The 22628-nt window shown below is 61.4% G+C and carries 21 protein-coding genes; 8 read left to right on the top strand and 13 right to left on the bottom strand.

Features of this window, described 5'->3' with window-relative positions; translation table 11 throughout:
- The first annotated feature begins 304 nt into the window (after positions 1–304).
- From CRO06_RS10705 to CRO06_RS10685, 5 genes are all read left to right on the top strand, one after another.
- A complete protein-coding gene (locus tag CRO06_RS10705) occupies positions 305–736 on the top strand; it encodes a copper resistance protein NlpE (protein ID WP_022996020.1) in 432 nt (143 codons plus the stop codon).
- A gap of 238 nt (positions 737–974) precedes the next feature.
- Entirely contained in the window at positions 975–1664 is a 690-nt protein-coding gene (locus CRO06_RS10700) for a MotA/TolQ/ExbB proton channel family protein (RefSeq protein ID WP_022996019.1), read from the top strand.
- The gene (locus CRO06_RS10695; protein WP_022996018.1) at positions 1654–2037 is read left to right on the top strand and encodes an ExbD/TolR family protein; all 384 of its coding nucleotides are present in this window, start codon (positions 1654–1656) and stop codon (positions 2035–2037) included. The genes CRO06_RS10700 and CRO06_RS10695 overlap by 11 nt, the downstream gene beginning before the upstream one ends.
- Positions 2034–2531, top strand: coding sequence for an ExbD/TolR family protein (locus tag CRO06_RS10690; protein ID WP_055098755.1), 498 nt, complete (start codon positions 2034–2036; stop codon positions 2529–2531). Before CRO06_RS10695 ends, CRO06_RS10690 begins: the two co-directional genes overlap by 4 nt.
- The gene (locus CRO06_RS10685) at positions 2528–3340 is read left to right on the top strand and encodes an energy transducer TonB (protein ID WP_022996016.1); all 813 of its coding nucleotides are present in this window, start codon (positions 2528–2530) and stop codon (positions 3338–3340) included. Before CRO06_RS10690 ends, CRO06_RS10685 begins: the two co-directional genes overlap by 4 nt.
- Before the next feature lie 202 nt (positions 3341–3542).
- Here CRO06_RS10685 and CRO06_RS10680 read toward each other — a convergent pair whose 3' ends face one another.
- The 3 genes from CRO06_RS10680 to CRO06_RS10670 all read right to left on the bottom strand — a co-directional run bounded on the left by CRO06_RS10680 (position 3543) and on the right by CRO06_RS10670 (position 7923).
- Positions 3543–4154 (bottom strand): flavin prenyltransferase UbiX, encoded by a 612-nt coding sequence (locus CRO06_RS10680; protein ID WP_022997503.1) that lies wholly within the window; start codon positions 4152–4154, stop codon positions 3543–3545.
- Positions 4155–4169: 15 nt separating this feature from the next.
- Complete coding sequence (gene mpl / locus CRO06_RS10675; RefSeq protein WP_022997504.1) at positions 4170–5531, bottom strand: UDP-N-acetylmuramate:L-alanyl-gamma-D-glutamyl-meso-diaminopimelate ligase; 1362 nt, start codon at positions 5529–5531, stop codon at positions 4170–4172.
- A 145-nt stretch (positions 5532–5676) separates the two neighbouring features.
- Positions 5677–7923 (bottom strand): TonB-dependent siderophore receptor, encoded by a 2247-nt coding sequence (locus CRO06_RS10670; RefSeq protein ID WP_097058413.1) that lies wholly within the window; start codon positions 7921–7923, stop codon positions 5677–5679.
- Between the two features lie 224 nt (positions 7924–8147).
- Between CRO06_RS10670 and CRO06_RS10665 the strand changes: the two genes are divergently transcribed.
- Positions 8148–8606, top strand: coding sequence for a MaoC family dehydratase (locus tag CRO06_RS10665; RefSeq protein WP_022997506.1), 459 nt, complete (start codon positions 8148–8150; stop codon positions 8604–8606).
- Positions 8607–8773: 167 nt separating this feature from the next.
- Here CRO06_RS10665 and CRO06_RS10660 read toward each other — a convergent pair whose 3' ends face one another.
- The 9 genes from CRO06_RS10660 to urtA all read right to left on the bottom strand — a co-directional run bounded on the left by CRO06_RS10660 (position 8774) and on the right by urtA (position 17462).
- On the bottom strand, positions 8774–9106 hold the full coding sequence (locus tag CRO06_RS10660; protein WP_022997507.1) for an FmdB family zinc ribbon protein: 333 nt from the start codon (positions 9104–9106) through the stop codon (positions 8774–8776).
- 23 nt (positions 9107–9129) lie between these two features.
- The gene (fmdA, locus tag CRO06_RS10655) at positions 9130–10359 is read right to left on the bottom strand and encodes a formamidase (RefSeq protein WP_026949840.1); all 1230 of its coding nucleotides are present in this window, start codon (positions 10357–10359) and stop codon (positions 9130–9132) included.
- Between the two features lie 131 nt (positions 10360–10490).
- Complete coding sequence (locus CRO06_RS10650) at positions 10491–11561, bottom strand: AAA family ATPase (RefSeq protein WP_026949841.1); 1071 nt, start codon at positions 11559–11561, stop codon at positions 10491–10493.
- A 6-nt stretch (positions 11562–11567) separates the two neighbouring features.
- The gene (locus CRO06_RS10645; RefSeq protein ID WP_097058412.1) at positions 11568–12614 is read right to left on the bottom strand and encodes an aliphatic amidase; all 1047 of its coding nucleotides are present in this window, start codon (positions 12612–12614) and stop codon (positions 11568–11570) included.
- 17 nt (positions 12615–12631) lie between these two features.
- Positions 12632–13321: an urea ABC transporter ATP-binding subunit UrtE gene (gene urtE, locus CRO06_RS10640; RefSeq protein WP_014993417.1), complete on the bottom strand. Its 690-nt coding sequence runs from the start codon at positions 13319–13321 to the stop codon at positions 12632–12634.
- A 2-nt stretch (positions 13322–13323) separates the two neighbouring features.
- On the bottom strand, positions 13324–14070 hold the full coding sequence (urtD, locus tag CRO06_RS10635; protein ID WP_022997512.1) for an urea ABC transporter ATP-binding protein UrtD: 747 nt from the start codon (positions 14068–14070) through the stop codon (positions 13324–13326).
- On the bottom strand, positions 14067–15218 hold the full coding sequence (gene urtC, locus CRO06_RS10630) for an urea ABC transporter permease subunit UrtC (RefSeq protein ID WP_097058411.1): 1152 nt from the start codon (positions 15216–15218) through the stop codon (positions 14067–14069). Before urtC ends, urtD begins: the two co-directional genes overlap by 4 nt.
- A gap of 9 nt (positions 15219–15227) precedes the next feature.
- Positions 15228–16154, bottom strand: coding sequence for an urea ABC transporter permease subunit UrtB (gene urtB / locus CRO06_RS10625; RefSeq protein WP_097058410.1), 927 nt, complete (start codon positions 16152–16154; stop codon positions 15228–15230).
- Positions 16155–16220: 66 nt separating this feature from the next.
- Positions 16221–17462 carry an urea ABC transporter substrate-binding protein gene (urtA, locus tag CRO06_RS10620; RefSeq protein ID WP_026949844.1) on the bottom strand — a complete coding sequence of 414 codons (1242 nt, stop codon included), beginning with the start codon at positions 17460–17462 and terminating at the stop codon, positions 16221–16223.
- 311 nt (positions 17463–17773) lie between these two features.
- On the opposite strand from urtA, the gene CRO06_RS10615 reads away from it, so the two are divergent.
- Together CRO06_RS10615 and CRO06_RS10610 are read left to right on the top strand one after the other, a co-directional pair.
- Complete coding sequence (locus CRO06_RS10615; RefSeq protein ID WP_097058409.1) at positions 17774–21115, top strand: hybrid sensor histidine kinase/response regulator; 3342 nt, start codon at positions 17774–17776, stop codon at positions 21113–21115.
- Complete coding sequence (locus tag CRO06_RS10610) at positions 21112–22017, top strand: response regulator transcription factor (RefSeq protein ID WP_097058408.1); 906 nt, start codon at positions 21112–21114, stop codon at positions 22015–22017. The genes CRO06_RS10615 and CRO06_RS10610 overlap by 4 nt, the downstream gene beginning before the upstream one ends.
- Before the next feature lie 71 nt (positions 22018–22088).
- Here the strand turns inward: CRO06_RS10610 and CRO06_RS10605 are convergent, their stop codons facing one another.
- Entirely contained in the window at positions 22089–22607 is a 519-nt protein-coding gene (locus CRO06_RS10605; RefSeq protein ID WP_055098764.1) for a hypothetical protein, read from the bottom strand.
- Positions 22608–22628: the final 21 nt, after the last annotated feature.

Below are 22628 nucleotides of genomic sequence, written 5' to 3'. Positions count from 1 at the left end.
TTTGGTCACACCCTAACATCCTATTCAGGTCAGTTCCTGACCAGGGGGTGTATTCCGGCCATAGCCATGAAGTGGGGATCCATGATTCTGCTGTATTTTTTCATCGCCCTGGCGGTGGCCATCGCGGTCATCGAAGTGGCCCAGAGAATCCATGCCCGCCGCCGCGATTAGCCGGCGCGACCCGCTGTCCTTTCCCTCCCGGCCCCGCGCTGGTTAAAGACTGTTAAAAGCGTGAACGTGTTCACACCGGCAGCTTCTAATCGACTAGGATCACATAACGCTTGATCTATATGGAGATAGAAGCATGAAAAAGATTTTGCTTACTCTTGGTCTGGCCTCCGGTCTGGTACTGGCGGGCTGTTCTTCCACTCCCTCCAACCCTCAGGCGGACAAAGCCCTGTACAGCGGCATGCTGCCCTGCGCGGACTGCTCCGGGATCCGTACCTCCCTGACCCTGTACAGCGACGAGAAAGACCGTCCGACCCAATACGAGTTGCGTGAAGAGTACATGGACAGTTCCCGCGTGGGTCATACCGAAGTTGAGCGCGGCCAGTGGACTTATGGCAATAAGGAAATGGACGGTACCGCTTATCGCACCGTGGTGCTGAATCCGGAGTCCGAGGATGTCGAAAGCCAGCTGCGCTACCTGGAAACCGCGCTGAATGCGCTGGAAATGCTGGATATCAACGGCGATCGCATCGAGTCCGAACTCAACTACACCCTGATCAAGCAATAACCTCATGGGGAGGCGCCCACCGGGCGCCTCCCCCTCTCCCTCATCTTCCGCACTTATTGAAACAGCCTATCCATCGTCACATTCCTGTAAATAGGAATGACTTGCATTCACTGTGCGAAGTGCTAGACTCGCCCGCACACTGAGATATCGTCCCGTTACGGCGCCCCTGGTGCCGTTATCCGCTTTAGTACGCCCCGGTCGACGACGATATCCGCCTTTTCCACGATGGAGTTCGGCGATGACCTCTTCTCTGCAGTTTCACCTTCCCGAGTGGTTCGTTTCCGGTGGTATCACCATGTGGGTGCTTGGCCTGATGTCCGTGATCGGCCTGGCCACCCTGATTTCCAAGATACTGCAGTTCGCCCGTGTGCGCCCCAAGGCAAGCCGCCAGGCGGATGCCCTGCTGGCGAGCCTGGAGCGTGGTGAAATTCCGGCCCAACAAAAGCCGGGCCGCACGCCCATCGACCAGGTGGTGCTGACCTCCTGGAACCAGCGCGATATGGACGAGCAAAGCTGGGAAGAAGACTGTCTGCGCCGCGCCCGCGAATCCCTGGATGAGTTGCGTGGCGGGCTGCGGATTCTCGAGGTGATCAGCGCGCTGGCGCCGCTGTTGGGGCTGCTCGGTACCGTATTCGGCATGATCGGCGCTTTCCAGGCTCTGGAACAGGCCGGCTCCCAGGTGGATCCGGCGATTCTCTCCGGCGGTATCTGGGAAGCACTGCTGACCACCGCCGCGGGTTTGACCGTGGCGATTCCGGCCCTGGCCGCCTTCCACTGGGCGGACCGCACCATTGAGGTGTGCCGGGAAAAACTGCAGGACCGCCTGTCCCAGCTGAAAGTACAACGCCGCCGCCTCGACCAGGACAGCAGCGCTCCGACCCGGGACAGTGTTCCCAGCAGCGAGGCCCGTATCGCCCATGTATCTTGAGCCCGAACGTCACCGTTCGCCGGCTATCAGTCTCACACCACTGATCGATGTGGTTTTTATTTTGCTGGTGTTCTTCATGCTGGCCACCCGCTTCGGGGCCTGGAAGGACCTGCCGGTGAGTGTGGTACCCAGCGAAGCCGTGGAACGGCAGGACGACAAAACCTGGCTGGAGTTGCACGTCAACGCGGAAGGCAAGGTGGACTGGAACGGCGAAGCATTGTCCCTTGAACAACTGGGTGAAAGGCTGGCCGGCCACGACGAAGCCGTGCTGATCACCGGCGACCCGGACGCGCCTTTGCAGGCCGCCCTTGCCGCCGTTGACGTGGCCCGGGCCGCCGGCCTCAAGGAAGTGCAGCTGGAGCTGCTGCCATGAATCTGGAAGACAACAGCCCTCGCCGGCCACCGCTGGAGCCGGTGCTGCCGCTGATCAATGTGGTCTTTCTTCTGTTGATTTTCTTCATGGTGGCCGGCCAGCTGGCGCCACGCCCCACCGTGGATGTGACCGCGCCAAACAGCGCCGAGGCCGCCACCGAGGAAGACCCCAGCCAGTTGATGTTGATTCTGGATAAGCAAGGCGTGCTGTTCCATGACGGCGAGCCGGTGGCCGAGGCCAGCCTCGCCACGTTGATCGCCAAGCATCAGGCGGAGCGGGAAAAGGAGGCGGCTGACAAAGCGGCCGCAAACGGCGCCGCGGAAATCCCGGCGGCACCCGCCGCCGAGGGCGGGCAAGAAACGACATTACCGCTGGTACGTCTGCTGGCCGATGCCGGCGTGCCACTCAGCGTATTGCGCGAAAACCTGGGCAAACTGCGGGACCTGGGTGTGGAAGAAGTTCGTTTGGTAACCCAGAGCGAGAACACTCCGTGAGGCGAAGTATACGACTGATCATTAGTTGGGCCCTCGCGATCCTGGTTCACGGCAGCCTGCTGGTGACGGTGAATTCGCTCACCCTGGCCGGCGGTCGCGTGGGCATTCAGGGTGGTCAGCAGGCCATGACGTTGTCGCTGGCGCCCAATCCGGCACCGCCGGCACCAGCGCCTCAAGTGGCTCAGGCGGAACCCAAACCGCAACCGAAGCCCGAGCCCAAGCCCAAGCCGGAACCCAAACCCGAGCCCAAACCGAAGCCGAAACCAAAGCCCAAACCCAAGCCGGAGCCCAAACCCGAACCGAAACCGGAACCCAGGCCCGAGCCGAAGCCGGCCCCCAAACCGGAGCCGAAGCCCGCGCCGGAACCCGCCCCTGAACCACGGGCCGAACCCGCCGGTTCTCCCGAAGCGGAACCGGACGCGGAGCCAACCGAACAGGTGGCGGGCGGAGCGCCTCAACCCAAGGGCCAGAAAGGCATCGCCGGGGAAATCGGCAAGGGCGTTCATCGCAGCGGTGACAACGACAACGCTCTGAACCGCTATCTCGGCAAGGTGCGGGATACCATCGAGTACAACAAGGTCTACCCGGCCCGGGCACGCATGCGCCGGCAACAGGGTGAAGTGGAAGTCAGTTTCCGGGTCAACGCCCAGGGCCGCGCGGAAAATGTGGAACTGGTGGGCAGCTCCAACAGCCGCATTCTCGATCAGCAATCCCTGGAACTGGTACGCCGGCTGCGCTTCCCGCCCCCCCCGGCCCAGTTGGGAAGCGATCCGGTGGCGGTGCGGATTCCGATCAATTACACGCTGTAAGGACCACCACGTTAGCGCCATTCGCCAGCAGGCTGGCTCCCACGGATCACACTACGAAGCCGCTGTGGGAGCTTGCCCGCAAGCGAAGGGGGCTTGCCAGGCGTTTGCAATATTCGCTTGCGGGCAAGCTCCCACAGCGGCTTCGTGGCACCCTATTTGCCGAACAGAAACCGACGAACACGTTGCGTGCCAGCGAACTATCCTATTCCCCTTTCTCTCCCCAGCGCGCCACCAGCGTCTGCGGCACGCCCAGGTGATCCAGCAGACGCGCCACCACGAAGTCCACCAGATCCTCCACTCGCCGCGGGCGATGGTAGAAGCCCGGCGCCGCCGGCAGGATGGTGACGCCCAGCCGCGCCAGCTTCAGCATATTTTCCAAGTGTAAAGCGGATAACGGCGCTTCCCGGGGCACCAGGATCAGGTGGCGGCGTTCCTTGATGGCCACATCCGCGGCCCGTTCAATCAGATTATCGCTGGCGCCATTGGCAATGGCGGACAGCGTGCCGGTGGAACAGGGACACACCACCATGGCCGCCGGCGCGCCGCTGCCGGACGCCACCGGCGCGGTCCACTGCTCCAGGCCACAGACCACCAGACGGCCCTTATCGGTACCGCTCCAGTCCCGCAATGCGGTCTCCGCGGCACCGGTGCCGGCGGGCAGCTTGAGATCGGTCTCGGTACCGATCACCACCCGCGCCGCCTTCGACAGCAAGACGTAGACCTCGCAGTCCGCTTCCAGCAGACATTGCAGCAAGCGCAACCCGTAAGGGGCGCCGGAAGCGCCGGTGAACGCCAGGGTGATCCGTTGTCGCATCGCGCTCTCTCCCCTTCAGGACCGTGCCGCATCCAGCGCGTCCAGCAGCTTGCCGTGGATGCCACCAAAGCCGCCGTTGCTCATTACCACCAGATGGCAGGGGCCGCGCTCACTGGCGGCCACCGCCGCCACCAGCGCATCGAGATCCTGCTCCACCCGTGCCGGTACCGGTGACTGCGCCACCACCTCATCCAGAGACCAGTCCAGACCCGGCGGCTGGTACCAGATCACCTGGTCGGCGGCGCTGGTGCTTTGTGCCAGCGTATCGCGATGACGGCCCAGGCGCATGGTATTGGAGCGCGGTTCGATGATCGCCACGATGCGCTGCTCACCGACCTTGCGCCGCAGCCCGTCGAGCGTCGTGGCGATGGCGGTGGGATGATGGGCGAAATCGTCGTAAACGTGCACGCCCGCTATCTCGCCACGCAGCTCCATGCGGCGCTTCACGCCCTGGAACTCACTCAACGCCTCCGCCCCCTGGGCCAGCGTCACGCCCACATGCCGCGCCGCCAACAACGCCGCCATGCCGTTGTTGACACTATGGCGGCCAGTTTGCGACCAGTTCACCCGGCCCACCACCCGGCCGTTTTCCAGCACCTCGAAGGCGGAGCCGTCCTCCGCCAGCAGACGGTAACCGGGATCGGCGTCTTCGCCGAAACGTTCCAGCTCACTCCAGCACCCTTTTTCCAGGGTCTCCTCCAGAGCCGGTTCTCCTTGCGGCAGAATGATCCTGCCCTGGGCGGGAATGGTGCGGATCAGATGGTGGAACTGGGTCTGGATCGCGGCCAGATCAGCGAAGATATCGGCGTGGTCGAACTCCAGATTATTGAGAATGGCGGTGCGCGGACGGTAGTGAACGAACTTGCTGCGCTTGTCGAAAAACGCGGTGTCATACTCGTCCGCCTCGACCACGAAGAACGGACTCTCGCCCAGACGGGCGGAAACACCGAAGTTGGCCGGCACGCCACCGATCAGGTAACCGGGATTCAATCCCGCGTGTTCCAGAATCCAGGCCAGCATGCTGCTGGTGGTGGTCTTGCCATGGGTACCGGCCACCGCCAACACCCAGCGTCCGGGCAACACCACTTCCGCCAGCATCTGTGCCCCGGAGGTGTACGGCAAACCACGATCCAGCACCGCTTCCACCGCCGGATTGCCACGGCTCAGGGCATTGCCGATCACCACCAGATCCGGCGCCGGCTCCAGTTGCGACGGGTCATAGCCCGCGGTGATGTCGATACCGGCGGCGGCCAGTTGATCGCTCATCGGCGGATAGACGTTCTGATCGGCACCGGTGACCCGGTGCCCTTGGGCCCGGGCCAGCTGCGCCAGCGATCCCATGAAGGTACCGCAAATACCCAGAATATGAATGTGCATCGAGTTCCTCTCGCCGGTGCCCCGGTGATCCCGGGCGAAACCTCCGCACCATAGCGATAACCGGCGGTCAGGTGAAGAGCCGGCGCCCCGTTCAACTGGTGAAATCAGCGCACTAGCAGACACCCAGCCGGATCAATGTACCGTGCTACCAGGCATAGCTCACGCTGCCGATAACGTTACGGCGATCCCCGTACCAGCAATAATAGGCGCCGGAACAAGTGGCAACATACTCCTTATCGGCCAGATTCTTGGCCGCCACCTGGAATTTCCAGTCCCGCCACTGATAGCTCACCGTGGCGTCCCAAAGCGTGAACGACGGCACGCGATGCTCGCGGGTATTGTCGTTATCGCCATAGGTGTCACCGACATAACGCACCCCGGTACCCACGGAAACCCCTTTCATCGGCCCTTCAAGGAAGCTGTATTTGGCCCAGGCGGAAGCGAGGGTCTTCGCCACCTGCTCCGGACGGTTGCCTTCCTGGGCCGCGTTACCGTTCTCCTTGATTTCCGGGTCCATGAAGGTGGCGTTGGCGATCACGCTGAAACTGGGCGTAATGTTGGCCACGGCCTCCAGTTCCACCCCTTTGTTCTCGACCTCGCCGATCTGCTGCAAGGTAAGCGCGGCCCCCGTGGCCATGTTTTCCTTGGTAGCCTGGAACAGCGCCATATTGAAGTAGCCGTCGAAACCATGCGGCTGATACTTGAGGCCCAGTTCGACATTATCGCCAGATTCCGGTTTGGCCTCGTTAGTACCCTCCCTGGCGATTTCGATTCGTACCGGCAGGAAATACTGGGAGTAGTTGGCGTAAGCCGTTACTCCATTATCAAACAGGTACGCCAGACCGGTGCTGGTGGTCCACTCCTCGTTTCGCGTCTTCTGCCGCGTGGTAAGCGTCTTGTTTTTGTATTCCTGTGTGGCGTGATCGAAACGAACACCGAACAGGAAGATAAAACGGTCGTTGAACTTCATTTGGTCCTGCAGGTAGGCACCAGCCTGATAGAAATCGATTTCCCTGTCTTGCCGGTCAGCTTCGAGCTGACAAGCACCGGTGGAAAAATCGCACCGCAACGGTACCAACGAGTGCGCATCCCGATAGCGGGGATCGTAAGGGTTGAGCATTGCTGGCGTATAAAAGCCAGGCGCCGCTTCGTAGCCCATGACCGGGTTGCCATAGCTTTTGCCGTCAATGGACAGACTCTGATAATCCAGCCCCAACAACAGGGTATGATCGATACCGTTGAAACTCCACTTATGGATCAGCCGGTTATCCACGTTGATCCCATCGGCGTCGCCTTCCTCATCGGACAGCCCACGCAGTAGCTGGGAGTCGCCGGAATTGGGCATATAACCCAGGGAGTACATCTGCCGCAGATCCATCTTCATGTGCTGATAGCGGGTGTACTGCTGGAACCTGGTGTTGTCGCTGAAACGGTGCTCGAATTCGTATCCAAGCGTGGCTTGCTCACGCTCGAATTTTTCATAGTCCGGATTACCAACGGCCACGTCATCATCAATCTCGCCATTCGGGTTCGGCGTGATCACCCCGCTGGTGGGCAGGAACTGCAGATAGGGGTCGGAATCGTCTTTTTGATAGGAAGCCAGCAGGGTCAGATCGGTATTCTCTCCCAACGCGGCTTTGAAAGATGGCGCGATCAAGGTGCGTTCGGCATCCACATCGTCCACCCGGGTTTCATTCTCACGTCTTAACGCCACCAGGCGGTAGGCATGGCCATCCCCCACCGGCCCGGTAACGTCCACGGACAACTGTTTACGGTCGTAGCTGCCATACTCCAACCCCACATAGCCGCTGGAATAAGAGCGCGGGCGCTTGCTGACGGTGTTGATGGCACCGCCTGGAGGGTTCTGTCCGTACAAGGCGGACGGCGCGCCACGCAGAATCTCCACCCGCTCCAGACCAAAGGGATCGATCTGCCAGCTATAGAAGCCGTACGAATAGACCCGGGTACCATCGCGATACAAGCCGTTATTGGCCTGATCAAAACCACGGATGACAAACCAGTCCTGTTTGTTGTCCTCGCCGAAATAGTTCGCCTGGATGCTGGGTGTGTATTGCAGGGCATCGGCGATACTGATCGAGGCACGGTCTTCCATTTGTTCACGGGTGACAATGGAGATGGCCCTCGGGGTCTCGCTCACCGGGGTATCAATCTTGGTAGCCGTGAGGCTGCGTTGTCCCACGTAACCAAAGTCCCCTTCCCCCAAGGCGCTACCGCTCTCGGCGCCCACCTCCACGGTGTCCAGTTGCTGCGTCCCGGAGCTGTCCTGAGCCCAGGCCGGGCCGCTGATCATGGCGGCGGTCACCGCCCAAACCAGAGGATGACGCGGGCCCCATCCCCGCCGTTGTTGTGTGTTACCGGATCGGCTAGCCATAAAGTCTCCTGAATGATAACAGGCAATAAACAGGAATGATTTGCATCCGCATTATACAAAGATTACACACTCCCGCCAGATCACATTCAGGCTCTGGCGCCAAAGGTTCCCGTCACCGCGGTTACCCGAGCCAGTTAATGGATTACCATGGAGCGTGGCCGCCCCTCTCTTCCTCACGGAAGCGGTGGCCCGTTTTTCTTATCGTTACTGTCTTGGGAGAAACCATGCTGACAATTAAAAGTCCCGAAGAACTGCAAAGCTGGGAAGGTAAGGAGCTCGGCGTTTCCGAATGGGAGACCATCAGCCAGGAGCGCATCAACCAGTTCGCCGAAGCCACCGGCGACCACCAGTGGATCCACGTGGACGTGGAACGGGCCAACAAGGAGTCCCCCATGGGCGGCCCCATCGCCCACGGTTACCTGACCCTTTCCCTGATCCCCATGTTCAAGGATCAGATCTACGCCATCGAAGGCGTCAAAGCCGGCATCAACTACGGCCTCAACGGCTGCCGCTTCCTCGCCCCCGTCCCCGCCGGTGCCCGCGTCCGCGCCCGCTTCGTGATGAAATCCGTCACCCAGAAAGGCGAAGGCCGCTACCTGCTCTGCAACGAAGTCACCATCGAGCTGGAAGGCAGCGACAAACCCGCCTGCGTGGCGGAAAGCCTGGGGATGGTGCTTTTTTAGTTAACAAGTAATAGTGAACAGTTAACAGTTTCGCGAAGAATAACCTCGCCATCTTGAAACGTCAGAGGCCGCGCCCAACGCTGGTACGCGGCCTCTCTGTTTTCAGTTCCCGCGAACTCGGTCCGCGTAACTATTAACTATTCACTGTTCACTCTTAACTGCCTCTCCTAGTGGCTAATCATCCAAGGCCGCGCCGAGGGGAACATTTTCTTGCCGTCGGCGGTGTAGAACACTTTTGGCGAGGGCTTGGCGTGGTGGCAGCAGCCTTGTTCCTTTTCACTGTGGTCATTGCCTCGCCGGGGTTCATGGGCGGCGCGTTCATTGCGTTCCATGGCCTGACGGCGGGCCGGGGCCATATCGAGCACCTCCGGCGGCACCATGATCACCCGCGGCGCCAGTTCACCGCATTGTGGGCAGGCGTGGGCGATACCGGATTCGGCCACCGCCACCAGCGCATGGAACAGCCCATGGTTCGCGCATTTATAGTCGTACAACGGCATCGCCGTTCTCCTTTATCCGGGCGTTACTTGTCTTTCGCCAGTGGCACATCCATGGATCCGGCCACGCTGTGCTGAGGGCCATCCACGCCAGGTTTGAGGTCAAACTCGAAAATGTCGGTGGGCAACCACAAAGTGGCACAGGCGTTCGGTACGTCCACCACACCGCTGATATGGCCCTGCACCGGCGCGCATCCCAGTAGCGAATAGGCCTGGGCACCGGAATAGCCGAATTTCTTCAGGTACTCGATGGCGTTGAGGCAAGCCTGACGATACGCAATATGCACGTCCAGGTAGTGCTGCTTGCCTTCCTCATCCACGGAAATACCCTCGAAGATCAGATAGTCATCATACTTCGGCGCCATCGGGCTGGGTTTGAAGATCGGGTTCTTGATCGCGTATTTTTCCATGCCACCTTTGATCAGATTCACCCTCATGTGAATCCAGCCGGCCATTTCAATGGCGCCGCAGAAGGTGATCTCGCCATCCCCCTGGCTGAAGTGCAGATCGCCCACGGAAAGCCCCGCGTCCTTCACATACACCGGGAAGTAGATTTGCGAGCCCCGGGAAAGGTCCTTGATGTCGCAGTTACCGCCATGCTCTCTCGGAGGCACCGTACGCGCGCCTTCCGCCGCCGCGGCATTACGGGCATCACCGTTCAGCTTGCCCATGTGAGCGGTATCGGCGAACGGCAGATTGACCAGGCCGGGCACCCGGTCCGGGTCGGTATCATAAAGTTCTTTTTCCCGCTTGTTCCATTCGTCCAGCATGCTCTTGGACGGCAGGCAGCCAATCAATCCCGGGTGAATCAGACCGGCGAATTCCACGCCGGGAATGTGGCGGGATTTGGTGAACATGCCATTGAAGTCCCAGATGGTTTTCTGCGCTTCCGGAAAGTGCTCGGTCAGAAAGCCGCCACCATTCTGTTTGGAAAAGAAGCCGTTGAAACCCCACTGGCTTTCCTCGAAGGTGCCGATATCGAGAATATCCACCACCAGAAGATCTCCGGGCTCGGCGCCTTCCACACCCACCGGACCGGACAGGAAGTGCACCTGAGTCAGGTCCACGTCGCGAACGTCCTCGGCGTTGTCGTCGTTGTTGATTTGCCCGCCAGTCCAGTCGTGGCATTCCACGATGAAGTCATCACCGGGTTTCACCATGGCGGCCATGGGAATATCCGGATGCCACCGGTTATGTACTTTCTCGTTCTCGTATGGGGACTTGTTCAGATCAATTTTAATGATGGTCTCAGCCATGGTGTGCTTCCCTCCGCTCAATGTCGTCATCCCATGCCCAGGCAGGGATCATGAATCAGAGCCTGCCGGGCAGGCTCTGACACTATCGCGCCGGCCACCGGCCGGCGCCATTGGTGAAAACACCCCGGCGCCTACGTTGTATGACGTAGTGCGTCGTGGGGTTCGGTATCCATCACCGGCACGACCTCCAAGGTACCACCGGAGGCCCGCACCAGAAACTGACGAGTGCCGGGATGGCTGAACATGGCCGCGGCCACTTTGGGTTCCAGTTCGTTGCGCAGCCGCCGCCGCAGATCACGGGCTCCGTAGCGGATATCCTGCCTGGCGCATAACCAGGCCCGCGCCGCCGGTTGCCAGGACAGATGGACTTCCCGTCTTCGCAGGCGGTCCGCCAGGCGATCCAATTCGATATCCAGCAGCGCCTCGGCCCTTTGTGGCGCCAACGGCTGAAAGTAATGAATGCGGTCGATACGATTAATGAACTCCGGATCAAAGTGCTCGAGCACCGCTTGTTCCGGAATACGCTCCACTTCTCCCGGACGCATTCCCAGCCAGCGGCGCCAGCCGCCGCGATAGAGGGACAATCTGGCCTGAGCTTCACGGGCGCCGAGGTTACTGGTCATGAAGATCAGACTGTTGCGGAAATCCAGCTCCCGGGTGCCTGCGGACAATGGCAAACGGCCGTGATCCAGCACGTTCATCAAGGCCCTTATGACCCGGGCGTCGGCCTTCTCAATTTCGTCGAACAGCACCACTGCTGGCTTGCGCAAGGTGCCACGCAGCCGGTCCTCATCCAGCAGGGTATGGCCTTCCTTACTGCCCACATATCCAGGTGGCGCGCCGGTCAAGGCGGCGGCGTAATGCTCCTGGGCCAGAGTGTTCATATCGACCCGGCACAGCGCGTCGGCGCGACCGTGCAGCGCCTCGGCCAGCAGGCGCGCGGTTTCGGTCTTGCCAACACCGGTGGGACCGACAAACAGGTGCACCGCCAACGGCCGTTCGGTATCGGAAATATCCGCTTTGATCCGCGTCAGCATGGCCTCCAGGTCCGCCAGCACCGGATCCTGGCCGACGATGCGGGCGCTCAGCCGTGCCATCACCTGTTCCGGCTCGAACTGGAAGCGGGAAACGCGGCCCCCCGGCGTCAACGGCGGTGGCCGGGACTCCGCCTGTTCCATCAGGCGATCGTTGATGAAGGGCACCGGCGTCTACTCCCCCGCCACCCTTTCCTTGTCCGGTACCGGCAAGTCTCCCACCGGACAGTCCGCCACACCAACCGTATCGCGGGTCATGGCCTCCACTTGTTGCTGGGCTTTCCGCGCATCCAGCACCCAGGTTCGATAAAAATCGAACGGACAATCGGCCACGCCCTTGTCACCGTCACCGGAGTTGTACACACCGGTGTAACCGCGATGCAGCAACTTGAACAAATGGTTCTGGGACTGATCGTTGGCGCGGGCATCACGGATCTGGCTGACCGAGAGCTGGGCGTATTGCACGCCCATCTCCTCTTCGCCGCATTCCCCCAGGGTGCGGCCATCGAAGCCGACCAGAGCGGAGTGTCCGAAGTAGGAATAGACACCGTCGAAACCGGTGGCGTTGGCCACCGCCACGTAGCAGTTGTTGGCCCAGGCCATGGTCTTGGCCATCATGATCTGTTGTTCCTTGGCCGGATACATGTAGCCCTGACAACGCACGATCAACTCCGCGCCCTTCATGGCACAATCCCGCCAGATCTCCGGATAGTTACCGTCGTCACAGATAATCAGGCTGATCTTCAGCCCTTTCGGCCCTTCGGTAACGTAGGTGCTGTCACCGGGATACCAGCCCTCGATCGGGCACCAGGGAATGCACTTACGGTATTTCTGCACGATACGGCCCTGATTATCGATCAGCACCAGGGTGTTGTACGGCGCCTTGTCGGGATGTTCTTCATGGCGCTCGCCGGTAAGCGAGAACACCCCCCAGGTGTTCGCCTCACGACAGGCGGCGGCGAAAATATCGGTTTCATCGCCGGGCACGGTGGCGGCGGTGGCCATCATTTCATCGGGGTCGTACATGATCCCCATGGTGCTGTATTCGGGGAAGACCACCAGGTCCATGCCCGGCAATCCGAGCTTCATCCCCTTGATCATTTCGGCGATGTGGCGCGCGTTATCCAGCACCTCCTCACGGGTGTGCAGACGCGGCATTTTATAGTTCACCACCGCCACGCCGACGGTATCGGCGCTGCTGGAAATATCACCATGACGCATTGCTTGTCTCCTCGAATTCAGACCGCCAGATAGGCGGCGATTTTTTCCTGGTTCGCGCCTTCGCGCTCTTCCTGATGCACGAAGCGCCCTTTCTCGATCACCAGAATCCGGTCCGCCACGTTCATGACGAAACTCAGTACCTGCTCGGAAACCAGAATGGAGAGTCCCCGCGTGTCACGGATTTTGCGCAGCGTTCGCGCCAGCTCCTGGATGATGGAAGGCTGGATCCCCTCGGTGGGTTCATCGAGAATCAGCACTTTGGGATCAGTGGCCAGGGCACGGGCGATAGCCAGTTGTTGTTGCTGCCCACCAGACAGATTGCCGCCCTTGCGCGACGCCATATCCTTGAGCACCGGGAACAACTCGTAGAGATCGGCGGGGATACCCTTGCGCCCGGACGCGGCCAGGCCGGTCTCGATATTTTCCTTCACCGTCAAAGTGGGAAAGATCATCCTGCCCTGCGGTACGAAGCCGAGCCCGGCCTTGACCCTTTGATGGCTTTTCAGCGGCATCAGATCGACGCCCTGCATGGACAACACGCCTTCCCTGGCCGGCACCATGCCCACCATGGATTTCATTAACGTGGTCTTGCCCATGCCGTTGCGGCCAACCACGGCGACAATCTCGTTCTCGCCCACGTCCAGTTGCAAGTCATGGATCACCTTGCTCTGCCCATAGGCCACGGAGTAGTTCTGCAGTTTCAGCATAATCAGTGCCCCAGATAGACCTCGACCACTTTCGGGTCGGCTTTGACGTGGGCCAGGGAGCCTTCGGACAACACCTGGCCCTGATGCATCACGGTGACACGATCGGCGATATCGCCAACGAACTGCATGTCGTGCTCGATCACCAGCACCGTGTGATTGCGGGTTATCACTTTGAGCAGCTCGGCGGTTTTCTTGCGCTCCGCCACCGACATGCCCGCCACCGGTTCGTCCAGCATCAGCAGATCCGGCTTCTGGATCAGCAGCATGCCGATCTCCAGCCACTGCTTTTGCCCATGACTGAGCAGATCGGCACGGCAGTCGAGCTGATCCGCCAGAAAGATGGTCTCCGCCACCTCGTGTACCGCATCGAGGACCTGCTGATCGCGGCGAAACGCCAGCGCGCCCATCACCGACCGCCCGCGCGGATAGGACACCTCCAGGTTCTCGAACACGGTGAGGTCGTCATATATGGACGGGTTCTGGAACTTTCGGCCCACTCCGGAGCGAACGATCTGGTGCTCCTTCATGCGCGTCAGTTCCTGGCCCTTGAAACGGATGGCGCCGTCGGTGGCACGGGTCTTGCCGCAAATCAGGTCCAGCACGGTGGTCTTACCGGCGCCGTTAGGGCCAATAATGACGCGGATTTCGTTGTGCTCCAGGTACAGGGACAGATCATTGACCGCCTTGAAGCCATCAAAGGATACGGTCAGGCCTTCCACGCTGAGAATAAAATCCCGGGACGTGCTCATGGGGTCTCCTCCATCCGGCGGGCCGCGGCCGTGGGCGGCGTGTTGGCGGCTTTACCCAGACCACCCAGTATTTTTTTCTCCAACGGCATCAGATAGCGCTGATACAGTCCGGCGATGCCGTTGGGGAATGCCAACACCACGGCAATGAACAGCGCGCCCATGGCGTACAGCCAGAGTTCCGGAAAGGATTCGGAGAATCCGGTTTTCGCCGCGTTCACCAACAACGCGCCATACACCGCGCCGAGCAATGAATGTCGTCCGCCCACGGCGCAGAAGATCACCATTTCAATGGACGGCACGATGCCGACAAAGGACGGCGACATGAAGCCCACCTGCAAGGTGAACAGGGCACCGCCGATACCGGACAGCGCCGCCGCCAGGCAGAACACGAACACCTTGAACGAGGCCACGTCGTAACCGGAAAAACGAACCCGGTCTTCCTGGTCCCGCATCGCCACCAGAATGCGGCCGAGTTTGCTGCCCAGTACATGGCGGGCCAGCAACACGCAGGCCAACAGCAAACCGGAGGTAACAAAGTACAGCACTGTCTTGGCTTCATTGCCGCGGATGTCCCAGCCCATCAGCGTGCGCAGGTCGGTGATGCCATTGGCGCCGCCGGTAAAGCCCTGCTGCCCGATGATCAGGATGGTGAGAATGGCGGCGATCGCCTGGGTAATGATGGCGAAGTAGACGCCGCCGACACGCCGTTTGAACATGGCCACGCCGATGATGAAGGCGAGGATCACCGGCACCATCACCACCGCGATCAGAGTGAAGGAGAAACTGTGGAACGGCTGCCAGAACCAGGGCAGTTCGGTGACCTGATTCCAGTCCATGAAGTCGGGAATGCCCGGCGTGGACTGACTGGCGGTGGCCTCGGGGCTGGACGCTTCCAGTTTCAGGAACATGGCCATGCAATAGCCGCCAAGTCCGAAAAAGACGCCCTGCCCGAGACTGAGAATGCCCCCCTTGCCCCAGCACAGCACCAGCCCCACGGCGACGAAGGCGTAGGTCAGGTACTTGCCCACCAGATTGAGACGGAAGGCATCCAGCAGTACCGGAAACACCAGCAATAGCAGTGCCGCCAGCACCAGGAAATAGAGGTTCTCCCGGGACATCAATGACGATGCGGATGGAGTTGTTTTCATCACGGCCTCCTAACGGCGAACCTTGAGGGCGAACAAACCCTGAGGACGCAACATGAGAATGCCCACCACCACCAGCAGCGTCAGCACCTTGGCCATGGAGCCGCTGAGGAAGAATTCCATGGTCGACTGGGCCTGGGAAATGGTGAACGCGGATGCAATGGTGCCGAGCAGGCTTTGAGCGCCGCCGAACACCACCACCAGGAAGGTGTCGACGATGTAAAGCTGTCCGGAAGTGGGGCCGGTGGATCCGATCATGGTAAAGGCCGCGCCGGCGACGCCGGCGATACCGCAACCCAGGGCAAAGGTGATCCGGTCCACTTTGCCGGTATCGATCCCCACCGCTTCCGCCATGGGCCGGTTCTGCACCACCGCGCGCACCTGCCTCCCCCAGCCGGAACGGAACATCAACAGATAAACCAGAGTGGCGATGACCAGCGTCAGCATCATCACGATCAATCCGTTGATGGGAATTTCCACCAGGTCGGTGACGGCGATGGAGCCCATCATCCAGTCCGGCAGACTGACGCCCACTTCCCGGGCACCGAAGATCGATCGGTAGGCCTGCTGCAGAATCAGGCTCAGCCCCCAGGTGGCCAACAGCGTATCCAACGGCCGGTGGTACAGATGACGTATCATCAACCATTCCACCAGCATGCCGAGCAAAGCGCTGGCAATGAACGCGAGGAACATGGCGACAAAGAAATAAATGCCGTACAGGCCGGGCATCACAGTTTCAAACAGGCCGGCGGTCAGGTAGGTGGTATAGGCCCCCAGAATCATGAACTCACCGTGGGCCATGTTGATGACGCCCATCTGGCCGAAAATAATCGCCAGCCCCAGGGCCATCAGCACGAAAATGGAAAACAACGACAAGCCGGCAAAGCCTTGCATGGCGAAAATCGACATCAGCTCCGGCATGGAATAATCAGCGAACATGGCGTTCTCCCGGGCAACCTTTCGCGTCGAATCGGGCCGGCACCCTCACGGGTGCCGGCGGTCTGCTTACTTGTAGCCTTCGGGGAACGGATCCGGCTCCATCAGATCCTCGGTCTCGTACACCACTTTGTATTGGCCGTCTTTTTGCGCCTGGCCGATGCGTGCCTTGGACCACAGGTGATGATTCTCGTGGATGCGGACATAACCTTCCGGCGCGGTCTTCAGTTCGATGCCCGGGAATACCTCTCGGATCTTGTCGACGTCGAAGGAACCAGCCTTCTCCACCGCCGCTTTCCACAGCCAGGGGCCGAGATAAGCCGCCTGAGTCACGTCGCCGATCACGATGTCATCGCCCCAGCGTTCCTTGAACGCCTTGACGAAGGCTTCGTTGTTCGGGTTGTCCAGACTCTGGAAGTACTTCATGGAGGCATAGGCGCCCTCCACGTTCTCACCGCCGATGCCCAGAATTTCATCCTCGGTGACGGAGATGGTCAGCAGCAGCGGCTTCTCCTTGGTCAGATCAATGCCGGCGGCTTTGAGCTGCTTGTAAAAGGCCACGTTGGAACCGCCCACCACGGAAGCAAAGATGACGTCCGGCTTACGCAGCTTGATCTTGTTGATCACCGAGTTGAACTGAGTGTGACCCAGCGGGTAGTACTCCTCCCCCACCACTTTCAGACCTTTCTTCTCGATATGCTTGCGGGCGATCTTGTTGGAGGTGCGCGGCCAGATGTAGTCGGAGCCGAGCAGATAGAACGTCTTGGCGCCCTTCTCCTTCACCACCCAATCGATGCTGGCGAGGATCTGTTGCGTCGCTTCCTGGCCGGTGTAGATCACATTGGGCGATTGCTCCAGCCCTTCATAGAAGGTCGGGTAATAGAGCATGCCGTTGTATTGCTCGAACACCGGCAGCACCGCCTTGCGGGAGGCGGAAGTCCAGCACCCGAACACCGTCGCCACTTTGTCGTTGACCAGCAACTTGCGCGCTTTCTCGGCGAAAGTGGGCCAGTCGCTGGCACCATCTTCCTGGATATACTCGATTTTGCGTCCCAGCACGCCGCCCTGGGCGTTGATCTGCTCGATGGCGAGTTTTTCCGCCTGCACCGAACCGGTTTCACTGATCGCCATGGTGCCGGTGATGGAATGCAGGATCCCCACTTTGACGGTGTCCTCGGTCACCGCCAGGCCGGTGCTGTTGACGTCATCGGCCACACTTATCCCGGGCAGCCCCAAGGCGGCCCAGGCCAGCAGACCGGCCCACCCCAATCGCCGTTTCAAACCCGGCGCCGTTACCTTTGCTCTCGTCATGGTCTTCCCCTCGTCAGCGGTTCGGACCGACCGGCCCCAGGACCGGCGGTCATTGGCAACGAGTATGGGAAGGGGCCAGCGGGCGGCCCATTCGGTGATTGGGTCAGGTCCCTACGTCATTCTCCCCATAGGCGGCCCGCTATTCCGAGGGTACCGTCGGGCCCGGGGAATAAAGACAGCCCATGATCAAAGGTTGGGCACGAATCCTGCTTCCTTGATTTGCAGAACGTTGATTCAAAGAGGCTTTGACGCTGTGCACGGTGTTTCCAGACCGTGCACCACTTCCATTCGGGTGGGTGAACGACGCTGACATGCAGCAACGAATCTTTCCGGTGCGGCGCAATTACAACCAATGGGTCGCCAACCAGACTCTGGAAGACTACGCCCTGAGGTTCACCGCCAAGTCCGCCCGGCGCTGGTCACCGGGCCGGGTGGCGCTGACGGCTCTGGGCGCGATCTCGTTTCTTGCCCTGGAAGCGATCGGCGCCGCCATCACCCTGAACCATGGTTTCACCAACGCCGCCTGGGCCATCGCCGTATTCAGCGTCACCATCTTCCTGCTCGGCATCCCGGTCAGCTACTACGCCGCCCGAGACGGCGTCGACATTGATCTGCTCACCCGCGGCGCCGGCTTCGGCTACCTGGGCTCGACCATCGCCTCGCTGATCTACGCGTCCTTCACTTTCATCTTCTTCGCCCTGGAATCGGCCATCATGGCGATGGCCCTGGAAGTCCTGTTCGGTCTGCCGCTGACGTTGGGCTATGTGGCCAGTTCCATCGTGGTGATTCCACTGGTCACCCACGGTATCACCCAGCTGACCCGGTTCCAGGCCTGGACCCAGCCATTCTGGGTGATCCTGCAGTTGCTGCCATTCGTGTTCATTCTCTGGCAGGACCCGCAATCCCTGGACCGCTGGTTCCAGTTCCCCGGTGGCGACACCCGCCATGGCGGTTTTGACCTGTTGCTGTTCGGCGCCGCCTCCACGGTGTTGTTCTCGCTTGTGGCGCAGATCGGTGAGCAAGTGGATTTTCTGCGTTTCCTGCCGGAGAAGACCCCCGCCACCCGGGTTCGCTGGTGGGCGGCCATGCTCGCCGGCGGCCCCGGCTGGATCGTGGTCGGCGCCCTCAAGGCACTGGCCGGCTCCTTTCTGGTGGTATTGGCGCTTCATCACGGTCTGCCGCAAGGCCAGGCCCAGGAACCGATGCACATGTACCTGATGGCGTTTGCCCACGTCACCAGCCATCCGGCCGCCCTGCTGGCGCTGGCCGGCATTTTCGTGGTGCTGTCACAGTTGAAGATCAACGTCACCAACGCCTATGCCGGCTCCATCGCCTGGTCCAATTTTTTCTCGCGGCTGACCCACAGCCACCCCGGCCGGGTGGTCTGGCTGGTGTTCAACGTGATGATCGCCTTGCTGCTGATGGAGATCGGTATTTACCGGGCGTTCGAGTCGATTCTGAGCAGCTACGCCATGGTGGCGGTGGCCTGGATCGGCGCCCTGGTGGCGGATCTGGTGATCAACAAGCCGCTCGGTCTGAGCCCCAGGCACATCGAGTTCAAACGCGCCTATCTGTATGACCTCAACCCGGTGGGCTGCGGCGCCATGCTGCTGGCCACCCTGGTGGGCCTGGCCTGCAAGGCCGGCGTGCTGGGCGCCGCCAGCGAGGCGCTGGCCTCGTTCATCACCTTGTTCGCCGCCTTCGTTTTCGCGCCGCTGATCGCCGTGGCCACTGGAGGGCGCTACTACATCGCCCGGCCGCCATCACGGCCGGAGTCGGTGGAGGGCAAACCCTGTTGCATCTGCGAACACGCCTTCGACCAGGAAGACATGGCGTTCTGCCCCGCCTACAACGGACCGATCTGTTCGCTATGCTGTTCCCTGGACGCCCGCTGCCACGACAGCTGCAAGCAGGATGCCCGCTTCCAGCAGCAACTGATGGGCTGGCTCGCGGGCATCCTGCCGGATCGCGCCCTCAACCACCTGCGCACCCGCATCGGGCATTTTCTAGGCCTGTTGCTGGTGGTGACGTTGCTGCTGGCCGCCTTTCTGACACTGGTCTACTACCAGGCCGCCGCCGGCGAACCGCCGGCACGGGCGGTGCTGGCCGCCACCCTGGCCAAGCTGTTCGTGATTCTGGTGATCATGAGCGGTGTGGTGGCGTGGCTGTTCGTGCTCGCCCACGAAAGCCGCCGGGTGGCGGAAGAAGAAACCCAGAAGCAGACCCGCGCCCTGATGGCGGAGATCAAGGCCCACGAAAAGACCGACCGTGAACTGCAAAAGGCCAAGGAACTGGCGGAAGCCGCCAATCAGGCCAAGAGCCGCTATCTCACTGGCCTCAGCCACGAGCTGCGCTCGCCCTTGAACGCCGCCTATGGCTACGCCCAGCTGCTGGAGCACGACCCGGCCATCCCGGACAGCCGTCGCGAAGCCATCGCCGCCATCCGCCGCAGCACCGGCCACCTCTCCGATCTGATCGAAGGGCTGCTGGAAATCTCCAAGATCGAGGCCGGCAGACTGGAGCTATACCGCAACCGGGTGCGGGTACCGGCGTTGATCGACGAACTGGTGACCATGTTCCGGCTGCAGGCGGAGGACAAGGGCATCGGCTTCGAGTTCATGCCGCAAGGGCGCATTCCGGAGTGGGTAGCCACCGATGAGAAGCGACTGCGCCAGATTCTGATCAATCTGTTATCCAACGCCATCAAATTCACCGACCAGGGCCGGGTCACGCTGCACTTCCGCTATCGCTCGCAGGTGGCGGAGTTCACCGTGCGCGACACCGGTGTCGGCATCGCCGAGGAGGATCAGGCGCGCATCTTCCGACCGTTCGAACGGGTGCGCAAGCCGGGCATGCCGGTGGTTCACGGCACCGGTCTGGGCCTGACCATCACCAAGCTGCTTGCCGATATCATGGGCGGAGACATCCAGGTCAGCAGCATCCCGGGACAAGGCAGCGAATTCCGGCTCTCGGTCATGCTCTCCAGCCTGGAACACGGCAACGGCCAGGACCGCGAACCAACCCGCCCGGTGCACGGTTACCGGGGCCCGCGCCGCACCCTGCTGGTGGTGGACGACGATCCCTCCCACCGTGGCTTGATCAGCGATCTGCTGACCCCGTTGGGCTTTCAGGTTCTGGAAGCGCCGGACGGCCGCACCGCCCTGGCGATGCAGGCCCAGAGCACACCGGATCTGATCCTGATGGACGTGGCCATGCCCGGGCTGAACGGCTGGCAAACCACCCAGGGCCTGCGCCAGGCCGGCTGCCAGGCGCCGATCGTGATGCTGTCGGCCAACGCCCGCGAAGCCGCCCGCGCCAACGCTTTCAATGACGGTCCCCACGACGACTATCTGGTGAAACCGTTCAAACTGAGCACGCTATTGGAAACCCTGGCACGCCACCTCCGCCTGGACTGGGAACACCGCCCGCCGGCGGCCCCCGCCGGGGATACCCCCATCCCGCCGTTGGACAAGACACTGCGTGACGAGTTGGTGGCGCTGGCGGAAATCGGTCACTTGCGGGGCTTGCAGGAACGTCTGGAACGCGCCCTCCGGGACCAGCATCTGCCGGCGCCCCTGGCCGAGACCCTGGCCGCCTCCCTGCGCCGCTTCGACTTCCATCAGGTGATACAAGTGCTGGAGCGCGCGCCATGAGCCAACCCGATCGCAAGGACCTGGTTCTGGTGGTGGACGATTCCCCGGACTCCCTGGGCATGATCCACCAGGCCCTGGAACAGGCGGACCTGACCGCCCTGCTCGCGCTGGACGGCCAGCAGGCGCTCAATATCGCCGAAAAGATGGTGCCGGATCTGATCCTTCTGGACGCGATGATGCCGCAGATGGATGGCTTCGAGACCTGCCGGCAACTGAAAAACCGGTCGCCGCTGGCGCCCATTCCGGTGATTTTCATGACCGGGCTCAGCGATGCCGAGGACGTGGTGCGCGGGCTCGAGGCCGGCGGCGTGGACTATGTCACCAAACCGGTGCGCCCCTCGGAGTTGATCGCCCGCATTCGCGTGCATTTGACCAATGCCCGTCAGACCCAGAGCGCCCGCAGCGCCCTGGACCGCTTCGCCCAGGCCGCCTTCTCCACCGGCCGCGACGGCCGCTGGCAATGGGCCACACCGCAAGCGGAGCAGTTGCTCAATGACGATGCCGGCAATCGCGACAAACGGCTGGCGCTGCTCGCCCGGCACATCGAGGACTGGCTGGCCCGGGCGCCGCAACCGTCGGATCTGCATACCGTCAGTGATGGCGATACCGCCTTTCGCCTGCGCTTTTTGGGCGAGGTCACCCCCGGCGAGTTCCTGTTCCGTATCCACCAGCACGACGAGGAAGAGGGCGCGGAACGCCTGCGCGCCCAATTGCGGCTGACGCCCCGGGAAGCCCAGGTGCTGCTGTGGATCGCCCAGGGCAAGACCAACCGGGAAATCGGCCAGATTCTGACCCTGAGCCCGCGTACCGTGAACAAGCACCTGGAGCAGGTGTTCCGCAAACTGGGGGTGGAAAACCGCACCTCGGCGGCGGCCATGGCGCTGGGGTGCCTGGGGGTGTAGGTGCCTCTTGCAGACCTGGACACAGAGATGTCTACAAGCTCCCACAGCGGCTTCGTAGTCCAGGCGGCGCGTTAGCGGTTCAGCACCTCCGGCATGAACGCCGCCAGTGTCATGTAGGTGAGAATCAGCAGGGAGAACGCCAGCGCCAACCCCAGCAGCGGGCTGACATCCAGGGAACGGTGATAGATAAAACTCTGCACCGCCAGTTGCCAGCTCACCAGCATGAAGTAGAGGCCGTCGATGATCGGGATCGGCTGCGCCGCGGCCATGTTGACGATCAGCAGCGGCAGCGCCACCAGGGACAGCAACAGGTCCAGCCCCAGCAGCGCCATCATGGTCTGCACCCAACGTGTCAGCAAACCCTTGAAGGCCAGCGCGGCGGTGGTGACGGCGGTGACCAGCAACAGCGAAATCCACTGCACGGCGATCAACTGGCCGGCGGGCAGGCTGGTCTGCAGATTGGCGCTGAGCCCTTGCATGATCAGCCAGGCCACCAGCAGGATCACCAGCAACGGCGGCGCATAGGGCATATCCTCCGGCCCCTTGCGAAACAGACTCAGGCGCCAGAACAGGCGAATCAAAGCGTTCATATCTCCTCCCGGAGCGCTATT

It is taken from the genome of Alloalcanivorax xenomutans (assembly GCF_900217905.1).
Lineage (GTDB): Bacteria > Pseudomonadota > Gammaproteobacteria > Pseudomonadales > Alcanivoracaceae > Alloalcanivorax > Alloalcanivorax xenomutans.
Note: the sequence above shows the minus strand (reverse complement) of the source record. Positions and strands in the feature narration are given on the sequence as shown.